This is a genomic window from Caulobacter sp. CCG-8 (genome assembly GCF_037402475.1).
In the GTDB taxonomy this organism is placed as follows: domain Bacteria; phylum Pseudomonadota; class Alphaproteobacteria; order Caulobacterales; family Caulobacteraceae; genus Caulobacter.
The window spans coordinates 72,061-91,920 of the sequence record NZ_JBBEUD010000023.1; the positions used below are offsets into that span (position 1 = coordinate 72,061).

The window sequence follows — 19,860 nt, forward strand, 5'->3', positions numbered from 1 at the left end:
CCGGCGTCTTCGCCGGGCGGCACAGGTCTTGGAGTTGAGATCATGGCCGAGGAGGCCAAAGGACAAGTCGCGGCGCCGCAGAAGACGGTGTCGCAGGTGCTGGGCGAAATCACTTGGCTGATGACCCAATCCCCCGTGCACAAGTCGCTGTTCATCGGCGACCTGGAATGGTTCGCCATGCCGGCCATCCTGCTGGAGCAGTTCCGGGTCTGGAACGGCCCCAACAGTCCGGCGGCGGTGGCGTTCTGGGCCTTCGTCTCCGACGATACCCAGGCGCGGCTGGAAGGCGGGGCCCACAAGCTTCGGCCCGACGAATGGAAGGGCGGCGAGAACCTGTGGCTGATCGAGCTGGTCGCGCCGTTCGGCGCGACCGACGAGATCCTGGCCGATCTCTCGACCAACGTCTTCGCCGGAGCGCCGTTCAAGTTCCACACCGTCGGTCCGGACGGCCAGCGGCGGGTCAGCGTCTATCCCGCGCTGGTGGGCCAGGCCTAAGACCCGGACATGGTTTTCGCTTCCGTCGCCCTGGCCGGGGCGTTGCACCTGGGGGAAGCGTCGTTCGCCGCGCCGCACGTCTCCCTGCCGCACGCGATCGGGCTGCCTACCGAAGGCATGCGCCGCCGGGCGGGCTACAAGATCCGGACAAAGGCCTATCACCTGGCCGGCTGGGACATGCGCATCGAACGCGACGGCTTCACGGGGCTGACGCGCTGCCGGCTGTTCGCGCCGTCCGGCCTGGGGCAGGGGCGGATTTCCTACGCCGACGGGGTCCTCGGCTTTCATCTGGATCGCGACCGTGACGTCGCCCAGGCCTGGTACAGCGTCGACGACGCCGCGCCTCGACCGTGGCGCGACGACTATCCGGTCCTGATCGCCCGGCGGGTGTCGCTGGAGGGCGGCAGCCTGGCCAACCCCACCGGCGGGGTGGTGCTGATCCCTCAGGAAATCCTGGCCGGCGCCCGGACGGTGACGATCCGCGCCGACCGCGACGTCGCGCCCAAACGCTTCCACCTCAAGGGCTTCGAACAGGCCCTGGCCGCGGCCCGCGCCAACGGCTGCGCCGATCCGGCCGCCTTCTCGCGCGCGGCATGGTAGCCGCCCGCCCCTGCTGGATGGCGGTCGGGGGCGTGGCCACGGCCGCCCTGTCGATGCTGGCCGCCTCGGTCGTTCCCGCGCGGGCCGATACGCTGGTCGAGGCCATCACCCGCGCCTACCAATCCAACCCCACCCTGCAGAGCCAGCGCTACGAGCTGCGGGCGTTGGACGACGCCTATGTCCGGGCCCATGCCGGTCTGCGACCGTCGGCCGAGCTGCAGATCACGGGAGACTACGCCGACAACCGGGCCGGCGACGCCACCCAGGCCCTGCGCCTCGTCGCGGACCCCCTGGCGGGGCGGCGCCTGGAGAGCAACCAGGGGCAGGCCAAGATCGTCATCGAGCAGCCGCTCTACAGCGGCGGCCAGGCCAGCGGGGCGGTCGATCTGGCCGCCTTACGGATCCGCGCCGGCCGCGAGGCGCTGCGCGGGGCCGAGGGGGATCTGATCCTGCAGGTCATCGCCGCCTATGCCGACGTCCGCCGCGACCTGGAGAGCCTGGCCGTCCGTCGCGCCAACCTGGCGGCGTTGGAGCGCCAGCTGGACATCGTCCGGGCCCGCCAGGAGGCCGGGGAGGTCACGCGCACCGACGTCGCCCAGGCCCAGGCCCAGCTGGAAGCGGTCAGGACGCAGATCACGCTGGCGCAGGTCCAGCTGCAGGCCAGCCGGGCGAACTACGCCGCCCTGGTCGGCGATGGGCCCGGCGAGCTGGCGCCCGAGCCGCAGCTGCCGTTCTTGCCGGACCAGCTGGAGACCGCCTTCGACCTGGCCGAGGCGGACAATCCGGACTTGGCCCAGGCCAAGCTCACCGAGCAGCAGAGCCGCCGCCAGGCCGACCTGGCCAAGAGCGCCGGCCGGCTCGCGGTCTCGGCGCGCACGAGCTACGGCTCCACCGGCGAGCTGGCGCCGTTCTACGCCCAGGACCAGGACGTGGCCTGGACGGCGTCGATCTCCATCACCAAGCCCCTCTATGCGGGGGGAGCCTACCAGGCCGGCTACCACGAGGCGCTGAACCGCAACGGCGCGGACCGGCTGCGCCTGGAGGCGGCGCGGCGCCAGGTGATCCAGAACGTGCTCTCGGCCTGGAACCAGGCCGCCGCCGGGCGCGCCAACATCAAGGTCCAGCTGGCCCAGGTCGCCGCCGCCCAGATCGCCTTCGACGGCATGAGCGAAGAGTTCCGGGTCGGCCAGCGCTCGACCCTGGACGTGCTGGTGGCGGAACAGAACCTGCGCGAGGCGCAGCTGGCCCTGCTCGGGTCGCGGCGGGACGCCTATGTCGCCGAGGCGGCCCTGCTGCGCCAGACCGGTCGCCTCGAGCTGCGCGCGCTGACGCAGGGCGCGCCGCTCTATGACCCGTCCGCCCATCTGCGCGCCGTGAAATCGGACGGGGCCGTGCCGTGGGAGGGCCTGGTCGGCGTCGTGGACCGCGCCTTCGCCTCGAAGGCCGGGTCGGTGTCCCTGGAGCAGCCGCCCGCGCCCGTCGGCCCGCCGGTGCTCGTCGAAGGGTCGGCGAACGGGCCGGCGGACCGCCCCCTGGGCGAGCACAGCCGAACCACGCCCATTCCCGGAACCGTCGGGTACGAGCGATGAGGACCGCGCCCGGCATGTCCGTGTCGGCGGCGGTGTTGCCGTTCGGGTCCTGAGCGGCCAAATGAAGCTCAGGACGAATCCGAGCAAACGACCATGACCCATCCCATCGACGACCGTCTCGCCGCCGCCGCCTTCCACCGGCTGGTCGAGCATCTGCGCCTGCGCACCGATGTCCAGAACGTCGACCTGATGGGCGCGGCGGGGTTCTGCCGCAACTGCCTGGGCGACTGGGTCAGCGAGGCGTCGGAGGGGGCGCTGAGCAAGGACCAAGCCCGCGAGGCGGTCTACGGCATGCCTCAGGCCGAGTGGAAGGCGCGCCACCAGGGCCCGGCGACGCCCGAGCAGCTGGCGCGGATGGAGGCCAGCGTGGCGCTGAACGAGCGGCTGCGGGCCGAGCGCGAGGCGCGGCTGGACGAGGCGCTGGACGAAAGCTTCCCGGCCAGCGATCCGCCGTCGATGACCGATCCGACGCGCTAGAAGGCGACCTGGGCGAAGAGGGCCGGACCCTTGAAGGTGTAGGACACCTCGCCGTTCCAGCGGTCCTTCTCGATGCCGAGGTTGTAGTCGACGTAGCGGTACATGACGCCGATGTCGACGTTCTTCCAGACACGATAGGCGGCGCTGGCCTGGAGGTTGACCAGGCGGCCGTCATAGTCTGAGACCTTGAGCGACAGGTAGTCGGCCCGCCCGTTCAGCGTGATCTTGGGCGTGGCCTGATAGATCCCGTAGAGGCCGACCGTCGGCAGGGGCGCCAGGGCGTCGCGCTTGCGGTTCTCGGTCGAAAGCGCGGCCCCGCCCACATGGCCCTGGCCCTTCAGCCCGACCGTGAACTGGGTGACGTGCAGACCGACCACGACGCCCAGGTCGGCCTTGTCGTTCTTGACGAAGGAATAGCCGACCGCCACCCGATAGACATCGGTCTTGAATTCGCTGTCGATGGTCACGCCCGCCGGGAAGGTGACGTCGTCGAAGGTGAGATCGCGGTTGGCGGAGGTCGAGGCGTTGCGGTTGAGGGCGTAGTATTCGCCGATCACCGTCCAGCGATCGCCGATCCTGGCCCCGCCGAAGAGGGCGGGGAGGGACTTGCGGTCGCTCAGCTTGAGGTCGGACTCCAGGTCGATCTGCGTGCCCCGGGTGCCGGCGGTGTTGGACACCTCGACCGTGGTGTCGATGTCGGGCCAGAAGGCCTGCACCTGCAGCCAGTAGCGATCGTCCACCGATTGGGCATGGGCGGACGAGGCCATGGCGAGGAAGGCCGCGCCGATCGCCGCCCCCGTCGTCAGGAAGCCGGTCTTCGTGGACGATCGGGGCATGGCGTGTCTCCGCTTGTACCCGTCAAGCTGAGCGTGGAGGGGCCATGAACCAATCGGGAGAATTCTCAATTCCCGTCGGGATTTTACATTAGCGGGGCGCGGGGTTTGTCCGGAGCTTCGCCGGGCTCCGCCGCGCGCCCCGTCAGAACGCCAGCTTCCGGGCCTTCACCTTGACCCGGATCACGCGGTGGTTGGACGACATGTAGAGATGGCCGTCGGCGGCCAGCTCGCAGTTGGAGATCACGTCGTCGGCCCGGATGATCCCGATCCGCTTGCCGGCCGGGGTGAAGATCGAGATCCCGTCCTTGCTGGACGCCCAGAGGTTGCCGCCCCTGTCGACCTTCAGGCCGTCGCCGCCGTCGATGCCGCTGGCCGCGCGGTCGACGAACTGCCGGCGGGCCGTGGGCGCTCCCTTGGCGTCCAGGTCCCAGGCCACCCAGCCGGACTTGCGGTCGGTGGCGTAGAGGGTCCTGCCGTCGGGCGACAGGCCGATGCCGTTGGGTTCGATCGTCCGGTCGATCATCGTCACGACATTGTCGGTCCCCAGGCGATAGACGCCCGAATAGTCGGTCTGGCGGTAGGGCGAGGTCCAGTCGCCCTTCAGGCCCCACGGCGGATCGGTGAAATAGATCGCGCCGTCGCGGGCCAGGACCAGGTCGTTGGGGCTGTTGAAGCGCTTGCCCTCGAAGCTCGAGGTCAGCACCGTCTTCTTCTGGGTCTTCAGGTCGATGCGCGAGACGCAGCGGTTGCCGCTGTCGCCGATCACCAGGCCGCCGCGCGCCAGGATCAGGCCGTTCGAACCGGCCTCGCGCAGGCTGCCCGTCTCGGGGCCGGCATAGCCCGAGGGCGTCAGCCAGATCGCGCCGCCGCCGGCCGGGGTCCAGCGCAGGATCTTGTTGGCCGGCACGTCGGAGACCAGCAGGAAGCCGTCCTTGCCGCCGACCCAGACGGGGCCTTCGCTCCAGGTGAAGCCGTCCAGCACCTGCTCGACCACGGCATCGGCGTCGACCAGGGCGTCCAGGGCCGGGTCCAGGCGCTCGACCCGGCCGACCACGGGGAAGGTCTGCATCGCGGCGCGCGCCAGGCTCGGCGCGGCGGCGAGCGCCAGCATCGCGGCGGCCGCGCCGCGGCGGGTCATCGGGGAGGTGGGGTTCACGGCGGCGCTCCTGGTTTCCGACGGTTCGACCCCGCTGTTGTGCCTCGCGTCGGCCGCGAGCGCCACTGTTCACTGACAGCCTTGTCATAATCTAGATAGGATGCTATCTAATATCGATAGCAAGCTACCTATCTAGAATCCCATGACCTTGACCCCACGCCTTCTCGACGAACGCGCCTTCACCGGCTCGCTGCTGCGCCTGGCCCGGATCTACCGGCGCGAGGTCAACCGCGCCCTGGCCGAGCACGACCTGTCGGACGCCCGCGCCCTGCCGGTGCTGCACATCGCCCGCTCGGGCGGCGGCATGCGCCAGGGCCACCTGGCCGAGGAGTTGGGGGTGGAGGGGCCGTCCCTGGTCCGCATCCTCGACCAGCTATGCGCCGCCGGCCTGGTCGAGCGTCGCGACGACCCGAAGGACGGCCGCGCCAAGACCCTGCACCTGACGCCGGAGGGCGACGCCCTGGCCGTGATCGTCGAGGACGCCGTCCAGGAGGTGCGCACGCGCCTGCTGGCCGGGGTCAGCGCCGAGGACCTGGCCGCCACGGTGCGCACCTTCGCGATCTTCGAGGCGGCCCTCGACGCCGCCCACCGGCAGGAGGGCTGAGGCCGCTCCGCCATGCCCAAGTTCGACAGATGGACGCTGCTGTTCTCGGTGAACAGTTTCGCGGCGGCCATGCTCGCCCTCTACATCGGTTTCGCCCTGGGCCTTCCCCGGCCGTACTGGGCGATGACGACCGCCTATATCGTCAGCCAGCCGCTGGCCGGGGCCGTGCGCTCCAAGGCCGTCTACCGCCTGCTGGGCACCCTGCTGGGCGCGGCCGCCGCCGTGGCCATGGTGCCCAACCTGGTCAACGCGCCTGTCCTGCTGTGCCTGGCCATGGCCCTGTGGGTCGGCGGTTGCCTGACCGTGTCGCTGCTGGACCGCACGCCGCGCTCCTACATCCTGATGCTGGCCGGCTACACGGCCGCGATCATCGGCTTTCCCAGCGTGAACCAGCCGGGCGGCATCTTCGAGGTCGCCGTCTCGCGGGTGATCGAGATCGGCCTGGGCATCCTCTGCGCAACCCTGGTCCATAGCCTGGTCTTCCCGCGTCCGGTCGGGACCGTGCTGCGCCAGCGCCTGGCCGCCTGGCTGGGCGAGGCCGACCGCTGGGCGCTGGACGTGCTGAAGGGGCAGGGCGCCGACGCCCTGGTCCGCGACCGCCGCCACCTGGCCGCCGCCGCCAGCGAGATCCACCTGCTCGCCGTCCACCTGCCGTTCGACACCTCGCGGCTGCGCGAGACCACCGGCGCGGTGCGGGCCTTCCACGACCGCATGCTGCTGCTGATCCCGCTGCTGTCGGGCCTGGCCGACCGCATGGAGGCGCTGAAGGACGTTTCAGACGCCGTCGTGCGCGAGGCGCTGGACGCCGTCGCCGCCTGGATCGAGGCCGGCGCCCCGCGCGAGCCGGGCCTGGCCCTGGTCGAGCGCCTGGACGCCCTGGCCGGCGCGCGGCGCGACGCCGACTGGTCGGGCCTGCTGATCGAGAGCCTGCTGGTCCGCCTTTCCGAGGCCGTCCGGGCCCTGGGCGAGGCCCACGCCCTGATGGTCCGGCTGTGCGACCCCGACGCCCCGTTGTCGCCGGCCCTGGAGGCGGCCGCCGCCACGGCCGGCCGCCGCAAGCTGCACGCCGACCTGCCCCTGGCCCTGCTGTCGGGCGGGGCGGCGGTGATCGCCATCCTGCTGTCGTGCGCGGCCTGGATCGGCCTGGGCTGGGGCGACGGCGCGGCGGCCCCGGTGATGGGCGCGGTGTTCTGCTGCTTCTTCGCGGCCATGGACGACCCCGTGCCGGCCATCAAGAACTTCGGCCTGTTCTCGCTGCTCTCCCTGCCGCTGGCCGCGCTCTACATGTTCGCCGTGCTGCCGGCGATCGACGGCTTCCCGCTGCTGCTGGCGGTGATGGCGCCGCCGCTGGTGTTCCTGGGCCTCTACATCCCCAATCCCAAGACCATGGGCGCGGCCCTGGCGGTGATCATGGGCTTCGCCAATGCCATGGCTCTGCAGGAGAGCTTCAGCGCCGACTTCGCGAGCTTCCTGAACGGCAATCTCGGCCAGTTCGTCGGCCTCCTGGCGGCGATCATGGTCACGGCCGGCCTGCGCTCGATGGGCGCCGACGCCAGCGCCCGCCGCCTCTTGGGCCGCACCTGGACGGGCCTGGCCCGTCTGGCCCGGGCGAACGCCGCGCCCGAGCCCACCGCCTTCGCCGGCGTGCTGGTCGACCGCCTGGGCCTGCTCACCCCCAAGCTGGCCGAGACCGGCTCGCGGGGTGACCTGGTCGGCGTCGACGCCCTGCGCGACCTGCGGGTGGGCATGAACCTGGTGGCCGTCCAGGCCGCCCGGCCCGACCTCGCCCGCGCCAGCCTCGACGCCGCCCTGGACGGGGTGGGCGAGCGCTTCGCCGCCCTGGCCGCCGGCCGGACCCCGCCGCCCGACGCCGACCTGCTGACGCGCCTGGACGCCGCCCTGCGCGACGTGGCCGGCGCGACGTCCGACGCCCAGGTGCAGGGCGTGACCGGCCTGGTCGGCCTGCGCCGCAACCTGTTCCCCGACGCCCCGGCGCCGAACCTCGTCATGGAGCCCGCCTGATGATCGGCGAGATCAACCTCGACGGCGTCCTGCTGTCTTCCGTCCTCGTCTCGGCCCTGATCGCCCTGGCCGCCGCCTTCGTGCTGCGGCGGGTGCTGTCGTGGGCCGGCGCCTACCGCTTCGTCTGGCATCCGGCGCTCTTCGACACCGCCCTGTTCGTCATCCTCTGGGCCGCGGTCATCGCGGCCCCCCTGCCGATCGATCTCTGACCATGTCCAAGCTGAAAACCGTCCTGCTGACCGGCGCCCGCTTCGCCGTCACCGCCGCCGTCGTCGCCGCCGCCGTGGTCGGCGGGCGGGCCCTGTGGACCCACTACCAGGTCGATCCGTGGACCCGCGACGGCCGCGTCCGCGCCGACGTGGTCCAGGTGGCCCCCGACGTCTCGGGCCTGGTGACCCGGGTCGAGGCCGTCAACGACCAGACCGTCAAGGCCGGCCAGCCGCTGTTCTATGTCGACCGCGAGCGCTACGCCCTGGCCCTGCGCCAGGCCGACGCCAACGTCGCCGCCGCCCGGGCCACCCTGGCCCAGGCCCGCCGCGAACTGGTCCGCAACCGGACCCTGGGCGAGCTGGTCGCGGCCGAGAGCACCGAGCAGAGCGCCTCCAAGGTCGAACAGGCGCAGGCCGCCCTGGCCCAGGCCGACGCGGCCCGCGACGTCGCCAAGCTCAATCTCGAGCGCACCGTGGTCTACGCCCCCACCGACGGCTTCCTGTCGGACCTGACCCTGCGCACCGGCGACTATGTCACGGCCGGCAAGCCGGTCCTGGCCCTGATCGACAGCCGCTCGTTCCGGGTCGAGGGCTATTTTGAAGAAACCAAGCTGTCGGGCCTGAGGATCGGCATGCCGGTCAGCGTCCGGGTGATGGGCGAGGCCCAACCGCTGAAGGGCCACATCCAGTCGATCGCCGCCGGCATTGAGGACCGCGACCGGGTGGCCGGCGCCAACCTGCTGCCCAACGTCAACCCGACCTTCAGCTGGGTGCGCCTGGCCCAGCGGGTGCCGGTGCGGGTGGCCCTGGACCAGACCCCGGCCGACCTGCGGCTGATCGCCGGCCGCACGGCCACGGTGGCGGTCCTCCAGGCGGACGGGCGCGGTGTGGCGACGGGAGCCGGCCGATGAGCCCGCAAAAGCGCGTCATGCGTATCCTGATCGCCGCCGCCTCGCTGTCGGCCCTGGCCGCCTGCGCGACGGTCGGCCCCGACTACAAGGTCCCGGCCGCCGCCAAGGTCAATGCGCCGACGGCCCAGGGGGCCTTCCTCGAGAGCGCCAACCCCGCCGTCAGCCAGGCCCCCGTGCCCGAGGGCTGGTGGAAGCTCTATGACGACCCGGTCCTGAACGAGCTGGTGCAGGAGGCTCTGACCGCCAACACCGACCTGCGGGTCGCCGCCGCCAACCTGGCCCGGGCCCACGCCGTGGCCGCCGAGGCCGACGACGCCGGCGGCTTCTCGGCCTCCGCCTCGGCCGCCGCCGCCCACTCGCGGGAGTCGGGCGAGCAGTTCCTGCTGGCCGAGCAGCTGCCGGTCGAGAACCTGGCCGACGTCGGCGTGAAGGTCTCCTACCAGGTCGACCTGGTGGGGCGGATCAAGCGCGCCTCGGAAGCCGCCCACGCCGACGCCGAGGCGGGGCAGGCGGCCCTGGACCTGGCGCGGGTCAGCGTCGCCGCCGACGTCGCTCGGGCCTATGTCGAGGCCTGCTCCAGCGGCCACGAGCTGGCCGTCGCCCAGCGCGCGGTGGACCTGCAGACCCGCTCGCTGGAGGTCACCGGCAAGCTGGTCGCCGCCGGTCGCGGGACCAGCCTGGACGTCACCCGCGCCAAGGCCCAGCTGGACCTGTCGCGCGCCGCCCTGCCCACGTTCGAGAGCCGCCGCCGCGCGGCGCTCTATCGGCTGGCGACCCTGACCGGCAAGACGCCGGCTCAGTTCCCGCGCGAGGTCGAGGCCTGCGTCAGCCCGCCCAAGCTGTCCCAGCCCCTGCCGGTCGGCGACGGCGCGGCCCTGCTCAAGCGCCGGCCCGACGTCCGCGCGGCCGAGCGCGGCCTGGCCGGGGCCACGGCGCGGATCGGGGTGGCGACGGCGGCCCTCTATCCCAGCGTCTCGTTCGGCCTGGGCGGCGGCTCGACGGGTCTGCTGGCCGACATCGGCACGGCGCCCGCCAACCGCTGGGGCCTGACCTCGCTGATCAGCTGGACCCTGCCGGGCGAAGGCGAGCACGCCCGCATCCGCGGCGCCGAGGCCGGGGCCGACGCGGCCCTGGCGCGGTTCGACGGCACGGTGCTGAACGCCCTGCGCGAGACCGAGACCAGCCTGACCGTCTACGCCCACGAACTGGATCGCAACGCGGCCCTGAGATCGGCGCGGGACGAGGCCGCGACGGCCGAGGCCCAGGCCCAGACGCTGTACCGCGCCGGCAAGAGCCCCTACCTGACGGGCCTCGACGCCCAGCGGACGCTCGCTTCCGCCGAGGCCGCGTTGGCGGCCTCGGACGGGGCGCTGGCGGCGGATCAGGTGAACCTGTTCCTGGCGCTCGGCGGGGGCTGGGAGAACGCGCCGGCGGTGAAGGTGGTGGCGGCGGCGCGGTAGGGCGCAGCGGCTCTGCCGGCGAACACTTGCCCCCACCTGGCGACTTCGTCGCCTGTCCGCCCCCGTAGGGGGCGGAGCCTTCGCGCTGGAGCGCTCTTCCCCCTATGGGGGAAGACGACCGCGAAGCGGTCCGTAGGGGGCAAGTGGGTGCGATCCTACGCCTAGGTGCGCCACCCCTCGCCACGGTGCTCATCCAACCCCGGCGCCTTGGGCTCCACCCGCCCCGGCTCCTCTCGGAACTGGATCGGCGTCCCCACCACGGCGTTCCCCTCGGCGTCGCGCGAGATCATCCTCCGTGCCGCCACGGCCGGATCGTCGAACGCGTCCTTCAACGACCGCACCGGCGCGAAGCACACGTCCCGCCCCTCGAACCAGGCCTCCCATTCGCCCTGCGTCCGTGTACGGAACGTCTCGCGGAAAAAGGCCCGCAGCGGTTCCTGGCCCGGCCCCGGCGGCAGGCGCGCATAGTCCAGCAGGTCGCTCCGCCCCAGCGCCTCCAGTAGGTTCGCCGCGAACTTCACCTCCGAGCCGCCCAGCACGATCCACTTCCCGTCGGCGCATTCGTAGAGATTGAACATCGCCGCCCCGCCCCACGAGCGCTCGGCCTTGGGGACGTTGGCGCGGCCCTCGGCGAACACCGGGCCGGTGGCGTTGGGCGTCCAGGCCATCAGGCTGTCCAGCATGGCGACGTCCAGGTGGTCGCCCCGGCCGGTCTTCTCCCGCCGAAGCAGGGCCATCAGCACGCCGGAGAGGGCGGTCAGGCTGGCCAGGGCGTCGGCGGCCATCAGGCCGGGCATGGCCGGCTTGCCGTCCTGGCCCTCGTTCAGCGCCACCAGCCCGGCCAGGGCCTCGACGGCCAGGTCGTGGGCCGGGCGGTCGCGGTAGGGGCCCTCCTGGCCGAAGGCGCTGATCGAGCAGTAGACGATGCCCGGATTGACCGCCTTCACCGCCTCGTAGCTCACGCCCAGCCGATCGACCACGCCGGGCCGGAAGGCCTCGACCAGCACGTCGGCCTCGGCCGCCAGCGCCCAGAACGCGGCCTGGCCCTCGGCGCTCTTCAGGTCCAGTTGCACCGAGCGCTTGCCGCGATGGGTGTTGCGGAACCAGACCGTCTGGCCGCCCGTCGACAGGCCGATGTGGCGGCTGGGCTCGCCCTCGCCGACCGGTTCGACCTTGATCACGTCGGCCCCGTGGTCGGCCATCATCAGGGTCAGCATCGGCCCCGGCAGGAACAGGGAAAGGTCCAGGACCTTGACGCCGTCGAGCTTCATCGGCCGCTCCCCGCGATCTTGGGCGCCAGCAGCAGGTCGTTGTGCTCGCCCAGCGCCGGGGCGCGGGCGGCGGGCATCCGGCGGCCGTCGACCTTGATCGGGCAGGCCAGCATCTCCAGGCCCTGGGGCCGAGCCGGATGGTCGATGCGGTCGCGCATGCCCACCTCGGCCACGAACGGATTGTCCAGCGCGTCGGCCAGGTCGGCGATCGGCGAGAACGGCACGCGGCCGCCCAGGAACGCCATCCACTCGGCGCCGGTCCGCTGCTCCATGACCGCGTCGACGATCGGGGTCAGGGCGTCCAGGTTGGCGCGGCGGAACGGCATGTCGGCGAAGCGCGGATCGGCCTTCAGTTCGGGCCGGCCGACCATGTCGCACCACGTCTCCCAGAAGCGCTGGGTCTGGCACATCAGCATGCCCCAGCCGTCCTTAGTCTTCACCCGCTGGGAGGGGCTGATCGACGGATGGGCCCCGCGCGGCGGGCGGCCGACCTGGTGGCCCTCGTTCATCGCCCACACCGCGGGATAGGAGGTCTGGTGCAAGGCCACGTCGAACAGCGACACGTCGACGTCGCAGCCCTCGCCGCCGGCCCGCGCCTTCAGGATCGCCGAGACGATCCCCAGGGCGAACACCGAGCCGGTCATGAAATCGACCATCGACAGGCCGAACCGCACCGGCGGTCCGTCGGGCTCGCCGGTCAGGGTCATGAAGCCGGCCTCGGCCTGCATCAGATAGTCGTAACCCGGCCAGGCCTCGCGGCTGTTGCCCCGTCCGTAGGCGGACAGATGGGCGCAGACGATAGCGGGATTGATCGCCTTCAGGTCCTCGTGGCGGATCGCCAGCTTCTCCGGCTGGTCGCCGCGCAGGTTGTTGACCACGGCGTCGGCGCCGGCGACCAGGCGTTCGAAGTCGGCGCGGCCTTCGGGGGTCTTGATCTCCAGGGCCACCGATTGCTTGCCGCGCGAGAAGGTCTGGAAGAACTGGCTGTCGCCCCCAGAGGAAGGGTCGCCCAGGAAATAGGGGCCCAGGCCGCGGCTGATGTCGCCGCCCAGGGACGGGGCCTCGATCTTGATCACCTGGGCGCCCAGCTCGCTGAGCAGCTGGGTGCCGTAGGGACCGGCGGCGTACTGCTCGACCGCCACGATGCGCACGCCGTCCAGGGGTCTGTTCATCCGCTCCGCCTTAAGTTTCGCGGATGATGCGACGCGGGTCTCGCCGCGCCTAGAGGGCGCCGTCGGGGAAGGGCGCTTGTTTCGACAGGTCGATATGCGTAGGCAGGCCGCGTTCCGCTTTCGCATCGAGGCCTCAATGACCGTCGTCCTGCAGACCGCCCGCGCCCGCGTCGAGCTCTCGCCCGCCCTGGGCGGCAGCGTGGTCCGGTTCACCTGGGACGGCCGCGAGGTGCTGCGCCCGGCGCCGGCGGGGACGAGCGAGGTGCTGGACACCGGCAACTTCGCCCTGGTCCCGTTCTGCAACCGCATCCGCGACGGGCGCTTCAGCTTCGGTGGCCATGACGTGGCCCTGGCCCCGAACCTTGGCGACCACCCGCACGCCCTGCACGGCCAGGCCTGGCGCGGGGCGTGGACCGTCGTGTCGGCGAGCGAGACCGAGGCGGTGCTGGCCTTCGACCACGCCCCCGGCGAATGGCCCTGGGCCTGGCGCGCCGAGCAGCGCTTCGTCCTGGGCGACCATGGCCTGCGTCAGGACCTGACGGTGACCAACACCGGGGCCGAACCGATGCCCGTGGGCCTGGGCTTCCACCCCTATTTCCCGGCCCGCGAGGGCGAGCGGCTGCAGGCCGGCGTGACCGGCGTCTGGCTGATCGACGACGACTGCCTGCCGACCACCCGGGTGGAAGGCCCCTGGCGCTCGGACTGGGCGGCCGGCGCGCCGACGGCGGTCTCCGAACTGATCGACAACTGCTACACGGGCTGGAACGGCGTCGCGACCCTGTCGGCGCCGGGCGGGGCGAGCACGACCCTGACGGCTTCGCCCGACTGCCGCTGGCTGCACGTCTATTCGCCGCCGGGCGCCGACTTCGTCTGCGCCGAGCCGGTGGCCAACCGCCCCGACCCGTTCAACGGCCAGGACAGCGGGATCAAGGTCCTGGCCCCGGGCGAGACGGCGTCGGTGTGGATGAACGTCAGCTCCAGCTGACGTCCATATATTTCACGCGGTCATCCCGGGCCTTGTGCCCGGGACCCCTTTGTCCGCCGCAGGTGCGGGAGGGGCGGACCGCTAGCGGTCCGCTTGCGCTTCACTTGCGAGCTGACCGAGGGGTTCCGGGCACAGGGCCCGGAATGACGGTTGAAAGGTAAGGGCGAGGTCGGAAACGCCTCAGTCCACCATCGCTTCCAGCGCCTCGCGGTCGCGCAGCAGCACCTTGCGCGTCGTCGGCAGGGCGATCAGGCCGTCGTGCTGGAACTGGGTGAAGGTGCGCGACACGGTCTCGATGGTCAGGCCCAGATAGTCGGCCATGTCCTGGCGGGTCATGGGCACGTCCAGCAGGGCGTGGGCGCCGGTGCGTTCGGCCAGGTCCAGCAGCAGGGCGGCGACGCGTTCGCAGGCGGTGCGCCGGCCCAGCATCAGCACGTGGTCCTGGCAGCGGCGCAGGCTCTCGGTGGCCAGTTCCAGCAGCCGGCGGGCCACGTCGCCGCGCTCGCGGGCCAGGGCCTCCAGCGCCGTCCGGGGCATGACCCGCACAAGGGCCGGGCTCAGGGTCTGGGCGGCCGCGCGATAGGCCTCGCCGCTCTCCAGGCCGAACACGTCGCCGGGAAAGTGAAAGGCTTCGATCTGCCGCCGGCCGTCGCGCAGGATGCGGCAGGTGCGCACGCTGCCCGAGATCAGCTGGTAGACCCGGTCGGCCGGCTGGCCTTCGTCGAAGATCGTCTCGCCCGGGTCGAAGCTCAGGTGCAGGCCGTCCAGCACTATCGCCGCCGGCTGGCGGACGGGCGTGGTGGCGGGGGCCTGGATCACGGACAACATGGCGAATTCCCCAATCTGATCGCCCGCCCAATCTCCGTCGCCGGAGCCAAGCGGTACAGTCGGGACCTCCGCCTAAGGGGGACTACCTAGCCGCGCCGCGAGGACAGGGTCATGCGCACGAGGGCCGCCAGGTTGTCGGCGTGCATCTTGGCCATCAGCTTGGCGCGGTAGATCTCGACCGTACGCGGACTGATGCCCAGCTCGCGGGCGATCACCTTGTTGGGCTGGCCATCGACGACGCCGTCCAGCACCTGGCGCTCGCGTTCCGACAGGGTCTCCAGCCGCTGGCGCACGACCGCCGCCTCGTCGGAGGCCTGGGGGGCGGCGGGTTTGGGGCCGGCCTCCAGGGCGCGGTTCAGGGCGTCGATCATCCGGCTTTCGCCGAACGGCTTCTCGATGAAGTCGACCACCCCGGCGCGCATGGCCTCGACCGCCAGGGGAATGTCGCCGTGGCCGGTGATCATGATGATCGGCACGCGGCAGCCGCGGGTGTTCAGCTCGCGCACCATCTCCAGCCCGGTCATGTCGGGCATGCGCATGTCGGTGATCACGCACCCGGCCCCGTCCAGGGGCAGGGCGTCCAGCAGGGCCAGGGCCGAGGCGTGGCTGACCACCTCGAAGTCGGCGGCCTCCAGCAGGAAGGCCAGGGATTCGCGGGCGCTCTCGTCGTCGTCGACCACGTGGACCACGGCTTCAGTCATCGGTCACATCCCCAGTTTCTGCGTCGTCCGGCCTGCGCGGCGGCAGGATGAAGTGGAACACGGTCCCGCCCTTCGGGTTCGGATCGGCCCAGATGCGCCCGCCGTGCGCCTCGATGATCGAGCGCGAGATCGACAGGCCCACGCCCATGCCCTCGGCCTTGGTGGTCATGAACGGCTGGAACAGGCGCTCGCGGAACTCATCGCTGATGCCCGAGCCGGTGTCGGTGACGCTGACCTGCACGGCGCCGTTGTCGAGCCGCCGGCTCGAGATGCCCAGCTCGCGTCGCGGGGAGTCGGCCATGGCGTCGATGGCGTTGCGGATCAGATTGACCAGCACCTGCTGGATCTGCACCCGGTCGGCATAGACGTCGTCGGCGGCGGGGTCGAGCCGCAGGCGGGTGGTCACCTGATGCTCGCGCACGCCGATCAGCGCCAGGGCGGCGGCGTCCTCGACCACCTTGGACAGGCTTTCGGGCGCGCGCTCGCTGGCTCCGCGCCGCACGAACTCGCGCATGCGGTGGATCACGTCGCCGGCCCGCAGGGCCTGGGCCGAGGCCTTGTCGACCGCGTCGCGGACCTTGACCTGGTCCTCGGGGCGGCCGCGCTCGATCAGGCGGCGCGAGCCGGTCAGCAGGTTGGCGATGGCCGACAGCGGCTGGTTCAGCTCGTGGGCAAGGGTCGAGGCCATCTCGCCCATGGCGGTCAGGCGCGAGACGTGGACCAGCTCGGTCTGCAGGTCGCGCAGCCGGGCCTCGGTGTGCTGGCGCTCGGTCAGGTCGCGGATGAAGCCGGTGTAGAAGGGCCGCGCGCCGCGCGTCTCGCCCACGGCCAGCTCCATGGGGAAGGTCGAGCCGTCCTTGCGTTGGCCCACCACCACCCGGCCGGTCCCGATGATCCGCTTCTCGCGCGTGCGGCTGTAGTGGGCCAGGAAGCCGTCGTGGGCGCCGCGGTCGGGTTCGGGCATCAGCAGGCTGACGTTCCGGCCGATGGCCTCGGCGGCGGTCCAGCCGAACAGCCGCTCGGCGGCGGGGCTGAACGAGGTCATGGTCCCGGCGGGGTCGATGACGATCACCGCGTCGGGGGCCGAGTCGAGGATCGACTGCAGGTGATGGGTCATGGCGGCGGCGCGGGCCCGGGCGGCGTGGAACCAGCCTCCGCCGATCGACATGCCGACGCCGATCATCACGAACACCAGGCTGGCCAGGGCCGTCGCCTGGTCGGGGACGCCGCGCACCTTCAGCAGCCAGACCGCGCCGGCGGCCAGGACGGTGGCGAACAGGCCCGGCGCCAGGCCGCCGACCGCCGCGCTGATCAGCACGGCCGGCACCGACAGCAGGAAGGCCGAGGGGGCGGTGAAGCCGGGCGGCAGGGCTTCCTGGATCAGGGCGCAGGCCAGCACCGTGGCCACGGCCGTCAGATAGGCTCGGGGCCGCAGGTCGCTGTGCAGCGTTCCGGCCGAAACCGTGGTCATCACGTGATAGCGGTCTCCGCTGCGCAAGGTCGGCTACCCTATAGCGCGCGTCGTCGCGATTGGCAGTTCACGTTCGCACAGGGCGCGTGGAGCTGGTCGGTGGCTGACCAGGACCAGGCCCTGGCGCGTGCGTTTCAGGCGCGCGTCCAGGCGTTCGACGACCAGGGCCTCGGTCGCGGCGTCCAGCCCCTCGGTGGGCTCGTCCAGCAGCAGCCAGGGGGCGTCGCGCAGCAGGGCGCGGGCCAGGGAGAGGCGCCGCCGCTCGCCGCCCGACAGCCGCTCGCCGTTCTCGCCGATCCAGGTGTCCAGGCCCCGGGGCAGGGCGCGGACCCGGGCCTCCAGGGCGGCGTCGGCCAAGGCGTCCCACAGAGCCTCGTCGGCATGGACGCCGGCCAGGGCGAGATTGGCGCGGACCGTCCCGGCGATCATCGCCGCGTCCTGCGGGGCGTGGGCGAAGGCGGCGCGCGTGCGTGCGCTTGGCTCCTGCCCCGCACACAACAACCGCTCATCCCGGCGAATGCCGGGACCCAGATCCTCTGGCGGGGGGGCTGATTGGAGTAGCTCAGCGCCCTTTGGCGTCAGGCCCAAAGCCATTCCATCTGGGTCCCGGCATTCGCCGGGATGAGCGGAGTTTGACGAGCGCAAGCCCAGCAAGCGCTCAAGCACCGTGGTCTTGCCGCATCCCGACGGGCCCGTCAGGACCAGCCGCGAACCAGGTTCGAGGGTGAGATCACCGAAGCCCAGACTGGGCCGATCCGCAAAGGACGGAGCGTCTGTCGCGCCCGGCGCAGGCCCCAGCACCGCGTCCAGCCGCGCCGCCGCGGCGTCGGCGCCGGCGTCCTGTTCGAAGGCCTTGCCGACCCCGGCCAGGCCTTCCAGGGCCATGGCGGCGGCGAGGCCCGCCATGGCCGCCAGGGGCGTGGCGGCGTCGTGGGCGAAGGCCAGGACCAGGGCGACGGCCAGGCCGAGGATCGCGCCCTGCAGCACCGCCAGCCCGCCGGCGGCCGCCACCGCCTCCTGCTTGAGGGCGTCCAGCCGCGCGCCCTTGGCGGCGATCTCGGCGGCGGCGCGGTCCTGGACGCCGTAGACCCGCAGCTCGGGCGCGGCCGCGGCATAGGCGGCCAGGGCGTCCTTGAGGTCGCCGGCGGCCTGCTGGATCGCCGGGCCGCTGTGGGCGGTCAGGCGGAGGGCCAGGGCGCGGACGCCCAGCACCGTGGCGGCCGCCGACAGGGCGACGACGGCGGCCGACGCCCAGCTGGCCGGGGCGGCCATGGCGAGGCCGGCGGCGACCGCGGCCGCCGCGCCCCAGGGGGCGGACAGGCGGACCAGCCGGGTCTCGACCGCGTCGACGTCCTGCACCAGCCGCGCCGAGGCCTCGCCGCGCGACAGGGCCAGGGCCTGTTCCGGCGGGGCGGCGGCCAGGGACGCGTAGAGCGCGGGACGGATGGCGGCCAGGGCCTTGAGGGCGGCGGCGTGGCCCGACAGGCGCTCCAGATAGCGGAAAGCCGTGCGCAGGATGGCCAGAAGGCGGATGCCGGCGCTGGGCAGCAGCACGTTGAAGGCCTGGGCCGCGGCCAGGCCGGCCAGGCCGGCGAGGGCCGCCCCGGTCAGGAACCAGCCCGACAGGCCCAGCAGCAGCACCGACTCGGCCCCGACGATCGCGGCCGAGAGCGCGGCCAGGCGCAGCCCGCCCGCGTGGCGCTTCCGCTGCTCCCGGATCAGGTCGGCGAGGGGCCCCTTGCTCACAGATCTGTTCATAGCCGCACCACGCGGTCGGCCAGGGCGGCGACGGCCTCGGAATGGGTGGCGATCAGGGTCGTGCGGCCTTTCGCGGCCTCGACGAGGATCGACAGCAGGGCCTGTTCCGACGCCGCGTCCAGGTCGGCGGTCGGCTCGTCCAGCAGCAGGATCGGTGCGGGCTTGAGCAGGGCCCGGGCCAGGCCCAGCCGCCGCCGCTCGCCGCCCGACAGCCCGCCGCCGCGCTCGTCGAGCCGGGCGTCCAGGCCGCCGCGAGCGGCGAGCACGGCGTCCAGGCCCACGGCGCGGGCGGCGCGTTCGATCTCGTCCCGTGTCGCGCCGGGGCGGGCCAGGGCCAGGTTGTCGGCCAGGGTCCCGGGCAGCACCACGGGCGACTGTCCGGCCCAGGCGACAGAAGGCGCGATCGAGCCCAGGTGCGACAGGCGCTCCCCGCCGACCACCACCTCACCCGCGCTCAAGGGCGCCAGGCCCAGCAGGAGGTTCAGCAGGGTGGTCTTGCCGCTGCCGCTGGGGCCCAGCAGGGCCACCATCTCGCCCGGGGCGACGTCCAGGTCGAAGCCGTCGAACACCGGGGCCTCGTCGGGGGCGTAGGCCACGGTCACCGCCTGGAAGCGGATCGCGGGCGGCGCCGCGAACGTCGCGGCGGGCGGGGGCGGCGCGGGGGCGGGCAGGGCGGCCAGGGTCAGGGCGGCGGCCTCGGCGGCCTGGCGGTCGTGATAGGCGGCGGCCAGGCGGCGCAGCGGGGCGTAGACCTCCGGCGCCAGGGCCAGGGCGAAGAAGGCGCGCTTCAGGTCCAGCTGCTCCGGAACCGGGAAGGGCAGCAGCCGCAGCAGGTTGAAGCCGCAATAGACCGCGACCAGGGCCACCGACAGGGCGGCGAAGAACTCCAGGGCGCCCGACGACAGGAAGGCGACCCTCAGCACGCGGATCGTCCGCCGCGCCAGGTCGTCGGCGGCGACGCCGAGGTCGCGGGTCACCGTCCCCTCGGCCTGGAAGGCCAGCACCACGGGCAGGGCGCGGACCCGGTCCAGGAACAGGCCCGACAGCCGGGCCAGGGCCAGGAACTGCCGTCGCGACTCCTCGGCCGCCGCCCCGCCGGCCAGGGCCATGACCAGGCCGAACGGGATCAGGGTCAGCAGCAGGATGGCCGCCGCTACAGGGGTGGCCACGGCGATGGCGGCGATGATCAGCAGGGGCGCGACGGCGGCGGCCAGCTTGGCGGGTTCGAAGCGCGCGACGTGGCCGTCCAGGGCCTCGACCCCCTCGACCACGGCCGCTAGCGCCTCGCCGCCGGTGATGCGGCCGCCCAGCGCCG

At 72.6% G+C, this 19,860-nt stretch carries 18 protein-coding genes and 1 pseudogene; 10 read left to right on the forward strand and 9 right to left on the reverse strand.

What is annotated here, in order from left to right:
- The first annotated feature begins 42 nt into the window (after nt 1-42).
- From WAE60_RS20055 to WAE60_RS20070, 4 genes and pseudogenes are all read left to right on the forward strand, one after another.
- Nucleotides 43-495: a toxin-activating lysine-acyltransferase gene (locus WAE60_RS20055; protein WP_029911922.1), complete on the forward strand. Its 453-nt coding sequence runs from the start codon at nt 43-45 to the stop codon at nt 493-495.
- Between the two features lie 9 nt (nt 496-504).
- The gene (locus WAE60_RS20060; RefSeq protein ID WP_337688210.1) at nt 505-1,095 is read left to right on the forward strand and encodes a hypothetical protein; all 591 of its coding nucleotides are present in this window, start codon (nt 505-507) and stop codon (nt 1,093-1,095) included.
- Nucleotides 1,089-2,684, forward strand: coding sequence for a TolC family outer membrane protein (locus WAE60_RS20065; protein ID WP_337688212.1), 1,596 nt, complete (start codon nt 1,089-1,091; stop codon nt 2,682-2,684). Before WAE60_RS20060 ends, WAE60_RS20065 begins: the two co-directional genes overlap by 7 nt.
- 93 nt (nt 2,685-2,777) lie before the next feature.
- Nucleotides 2,778-3,083, forward strand: a pseudogene (locus WAE60_RS20070) (DUF1244 domain-containing protein); the annotation flags it as partial.
- Between the two features lie 74 nt (nt 3,084-3,157).
- Here the strand turns inward: WAE60_RS20070 and WAE60_RS20075 are convergent.
- Nucleotides 3,158-3,997, reverse strand: coding sequence for an outer membrane beta-barrel protein (locus tag WAE60_RS20075; RefSeq protein WP_029911933.1), 840 nt, complete (start codon nt 3,995-3,997; stop codon nt 3,158-3,160).
- A gap of 142 nt (nt 3,998-4,139) precedes the next feature.
- Nucleotides 4,140-5,153, reverse strand: a complete 1,014-nt coding sequence (locus tag WAE60_RS20080) for an SMP-30/gluconolactonase/LRE family protein (protein WP_337688216.1) — start codon at nt 5,151-5,153, stop codon at nt 4,140-4,142.
- Nucleotides 5,154-5,295: 142 nt separating this feature from the next.
- Here WAE60_RS20080 and WAE60_RS20085 point away from each other — a divergent pair, with 142 nt between their 5' ends.
- The 5 genes from WAE60_RS20085 to WAE60_RS20105 are packed head-to-tail and all read left to right on the forward strand — an operon-like array spanning nt 5,296 to nt 10,359.
- Entirely contained in the window at nt 5,296-5,757 is a 462-nt protein-coding gene (locus WAE60_RS20085) for a MarR family transcriptional regulator (RefSeq protein WP_337688218.1), read from the forward strand.
- Nucleotides 5,758-5,769: 12 nt separating this feature from the next.
- A complete protein-coding gene (locus WAE60_RS20090) occupies nt 5,770-7,779 on the forward strand; it encodes an FUSC family protein (RefSeq protein ID WP_337688220.1) in 2,010 nt (669 codons plus the stop codon).
- Nucleotides 7,779-7,988: a DUF1656 domain-containing protein gene (locus WAE60_RS20095; protein WP_029911945.1), complete on the forward strand. Its 210-nt coding sequence runs from the start codon at nt 7,779-7,781 to the stop codon at nt 7,986-7,988. The genes WAE60_RS20090 and WAE60_RS20095 overlap by 1 nt, the downstream gene beginning before the upstream one ends.
- 2 nt (nt 7,989-7,990) lie before the next feature.
- The gene (locus tag WAE60_RS20100; protein WP_337688222.1) at nt 7,991-8,899 is read left to right on the forward strand and encodes an efflux RND transporter periplasmic adaptor subunit; all 909 of its coding nucleotides are present in this window, start codon (nt 7,991-7,993) and stop codon (nt 8,897-8,899) included.
- Between the two features lie 17 nt (nt 8,900-8,916).
- Nucleotides 8,917-10,359: an efflux transporter outer membrane subunit gene (locus WAE60_RS20105; protein WP_337688225.1), complete on the forward strand. Its 1,443-nt coding sequence runs from the start codon at nt 8,917-8,919 to the stop codon at nt 10,357-10,359.
- Between the two features lie 161 nt (nt 10,360-10,520).
- Here WAE60_RS20105 and WAE60_RS20110 read toward each other — a convergent pair whose 3' ends face one another.
- Together WAE60_RS20110 and WAE60_RS20115 are read right to left on the reverse strand one after the other, a co-directional pair.
- Nucleotides 10,521-11,630 carry a CoA transferase gene (locus tag WAE60_RS20110; RefSeq protein ID WP_337688227.1) on the reverse strand — a complete coding sequence of 370 codons (1,110 nt, stop codon included), beginning with the start codon at nt 11,628-11,630 and terminating at the stop codon, nt 10,521-10,523.
- The gene (locus tag WAE60_RS20115; RefSeq protein ID WP_337688229.1) at nt 11,627-12,802 is read right to left on the reverse strand and encodes a CoA transferase; all 1,176 of its coding nucleotides are present in this window, start codon (nt 12,800-12,802) and stop codon (nt 11,627-11,629) included. The genes WAE60_RS20110 and WAE60_RS20115 overlap by 4 nt, the downstream gene beginning before the upstream one ends.
- A gap of 136 nt (nt 12,803-12,938) precedes the next feature.
- Between WAE60_RS20115 and WAE60_RS20120 the strand changes: the two genes are divergently transcribed.
- Entirely contained in the window at nt 12,939-13,787 is an 849-nt protein-coding gene (locus WAE60_RS20120) for an aldose 1-epimerase (protein ID WP_337688230.1), read from the forward strand.
- Nucleotides 13,788-13,967: 180 nt separating this feature from the next.
- Here WAE60_RS20120 and WAE60_RS20125 read toward each other — a convergent pair whose 3' ends face one another.
- From WAE60_RS20125 to cydD, 5 genes are all read right to left on the reverse strand, one after another.
- Nucleotides 13,968-14,615: a helix-turn-helix domain-containing protein gene (locus WAE60_RS20125; RefSeq protein ID WP_029911962.1), complete on the reverse strand. Its 648-nt coding sequence runs from the start codon at nt 14,613-14,615 to the stop codon at nt 13,968-13,970.
- 86 nt (nt 14,616-14,701) lie between these two features.
- Nucleotides 14,702-15,316 carry a response regulator FixJ gene (fixJ, locus tag WAE60_RS20130; protein ID WP_337688233.1) on the reverse strand — a complete coding sequence of 205 codons (615 nt, stop codon included), beginning with the start codon at nt 15,314-15,316 and terminating at the stop codon, nt 14,702-14,704.
- Entirely contained in the window at nt 15,309-16,787 is a 1,479-nt protein-coding gene (locus WAE60_RS20135; protein ID WP_231499448.1) for a PAS domain S-box protein, read from the reverse strand. The genes fixJ and WAE60_RS20135 overlap by 8 nt, the downstream gene beginning before the upstream one ends.
- A gap of 33 nt (nt 16,788-16,820) precedes the next feature.
- Nucleotides 16,821-18,533, reverse strand: a complete 1,713-nt coding sequence (locus WAE60_RS20140) for an ATP-binding cassette domain-containing protein (protein ID WP_337688235.1) — start codon at nt 18,531-18,533, stop codon at nt 16,821-16,823.
- A gap of 8 nt (nt 18,534-18,541) precedes the next feature.
- Nucleotides 18,542-19,860, reverse strand: a 1,319-nt coding sequence (cydD, locus tag WAE60_RS20145) for a thiol reductant ABC exporter subunit CydD (protein ID WP_337688237.1), incomplete at its 5' end; no start/stop codon positions are given.

Excerpts from the sequence above, each read along its gene's own strand:
- WAE60_RS20125 (WP_029911962.1), bottom strand. The coding sequence starts at position 14,615 with ATGTTGTCCGTGATCCAGGCCCCCGCCACCACGCCCGTCCGCCAGCCG.
- WAE60_RS20100 (WP_337688222.1), top strand. The coding sequence starts at position 7,991 with ATGTCCAAGCTGAAAACCGTCCTGCTGACCGGCGCCCGCTTCGCCGTC.
- WAE60_RS20090 (WP_337688220.1), top strand. The coding sequence starts at position 5,770 with ATGCCCAAGTTCGACAGATGGACGCTGCTGTTCTCGGTGAACAGTTTC.
- WAE60_RS20065 (WP_337688212.1), top strand. The coding sequence starts at position 1,089 with ATGGTAGCCGCCCGCCCCTGCTGGATGGCGGTCGGGGGCGTGGCCACG.
- WAE60_RS20120 (WP_337688230.1), top strand. The coding sequence starts at position 12,939 with ATGACCGTCGTCCTGCAGACCGCCCGCGCCCGCGTCGAGCTCTCGCCC.
- WAE60_RS20135 (WP_231499448.1), bottom strand. The coding sequence starts at position 16,787 with ATGACCACGGTTTCGGCCGGAACGCTGCACAGCGACCTGCGGCCCCGA.
- WAE60_RS20095 (WP_029911945.1), top strand. The coding sequence starts at position 7,779 with ATGATCGGCGAGATCAACCTCGACGGCGTCCTGCTGTCTTCCGTCCTC.
- fixJ (WP_337688233.1), bottom strand. The coding sequence starts at position 15,316 with ATGACTGAAGCCGTGGTCCACGTGGTCGACGACGACGAGAGCGCCCGC.
- WAE60_RS20085 (WP_337688218.1), top strand. The coding sequence starts at position 5,296 with ATGACCTTGACCCCACGCCTTCTCGACGAACGCGCCTTCACCGGCTCG.
- WAE60_RS20105 (WP_337688225.1), top strand. The coding sequence starts at position 8,917 with ATGCGTATCCTGATCGCCGCCGCCTCGCTGTCGGCCCTGGCCGCCTGC.
- WAE60_RS20055 (WP_029911922.1), top strand. The coding sequence starts at position 43 with ATGGCCGAGGAGGCCAAAGGACAAGTCGCGGCGCCGCAGAAGACGGTG.
- WAE60_RS20115 (WP_337688229.1), bottom strand. The coding sequence starts at position 12,802 with ATGAACAGACCCCTGGACGGCGTGCGCATCGTGGCGGTCGAGCAGTAC.
- WAE60_RS20110 (WP_337688227.1), bottom strand. The coding sequence starts at position 11,630 with ATGAAGCTCGACGGCGTCAAGGTCCTGGACCTTTCCCTGTTCCTGCCG.
- WAE60_RS20060 (WP_337688210.1), top strand. The coding sequence starts at position 505 with ATGGTTTTCGCTTCCGTCGCCCTGGCCGGGGCGTTGCACCTGGGGGAA.
- WAE60_RS20075 (WP_029911933.1), bottom strand. The coding sequence starts at position 3,997 with ATGCCCCGATCGTCCACGAAGACCGGCTTCCTGACGACGGGGGCGGCG.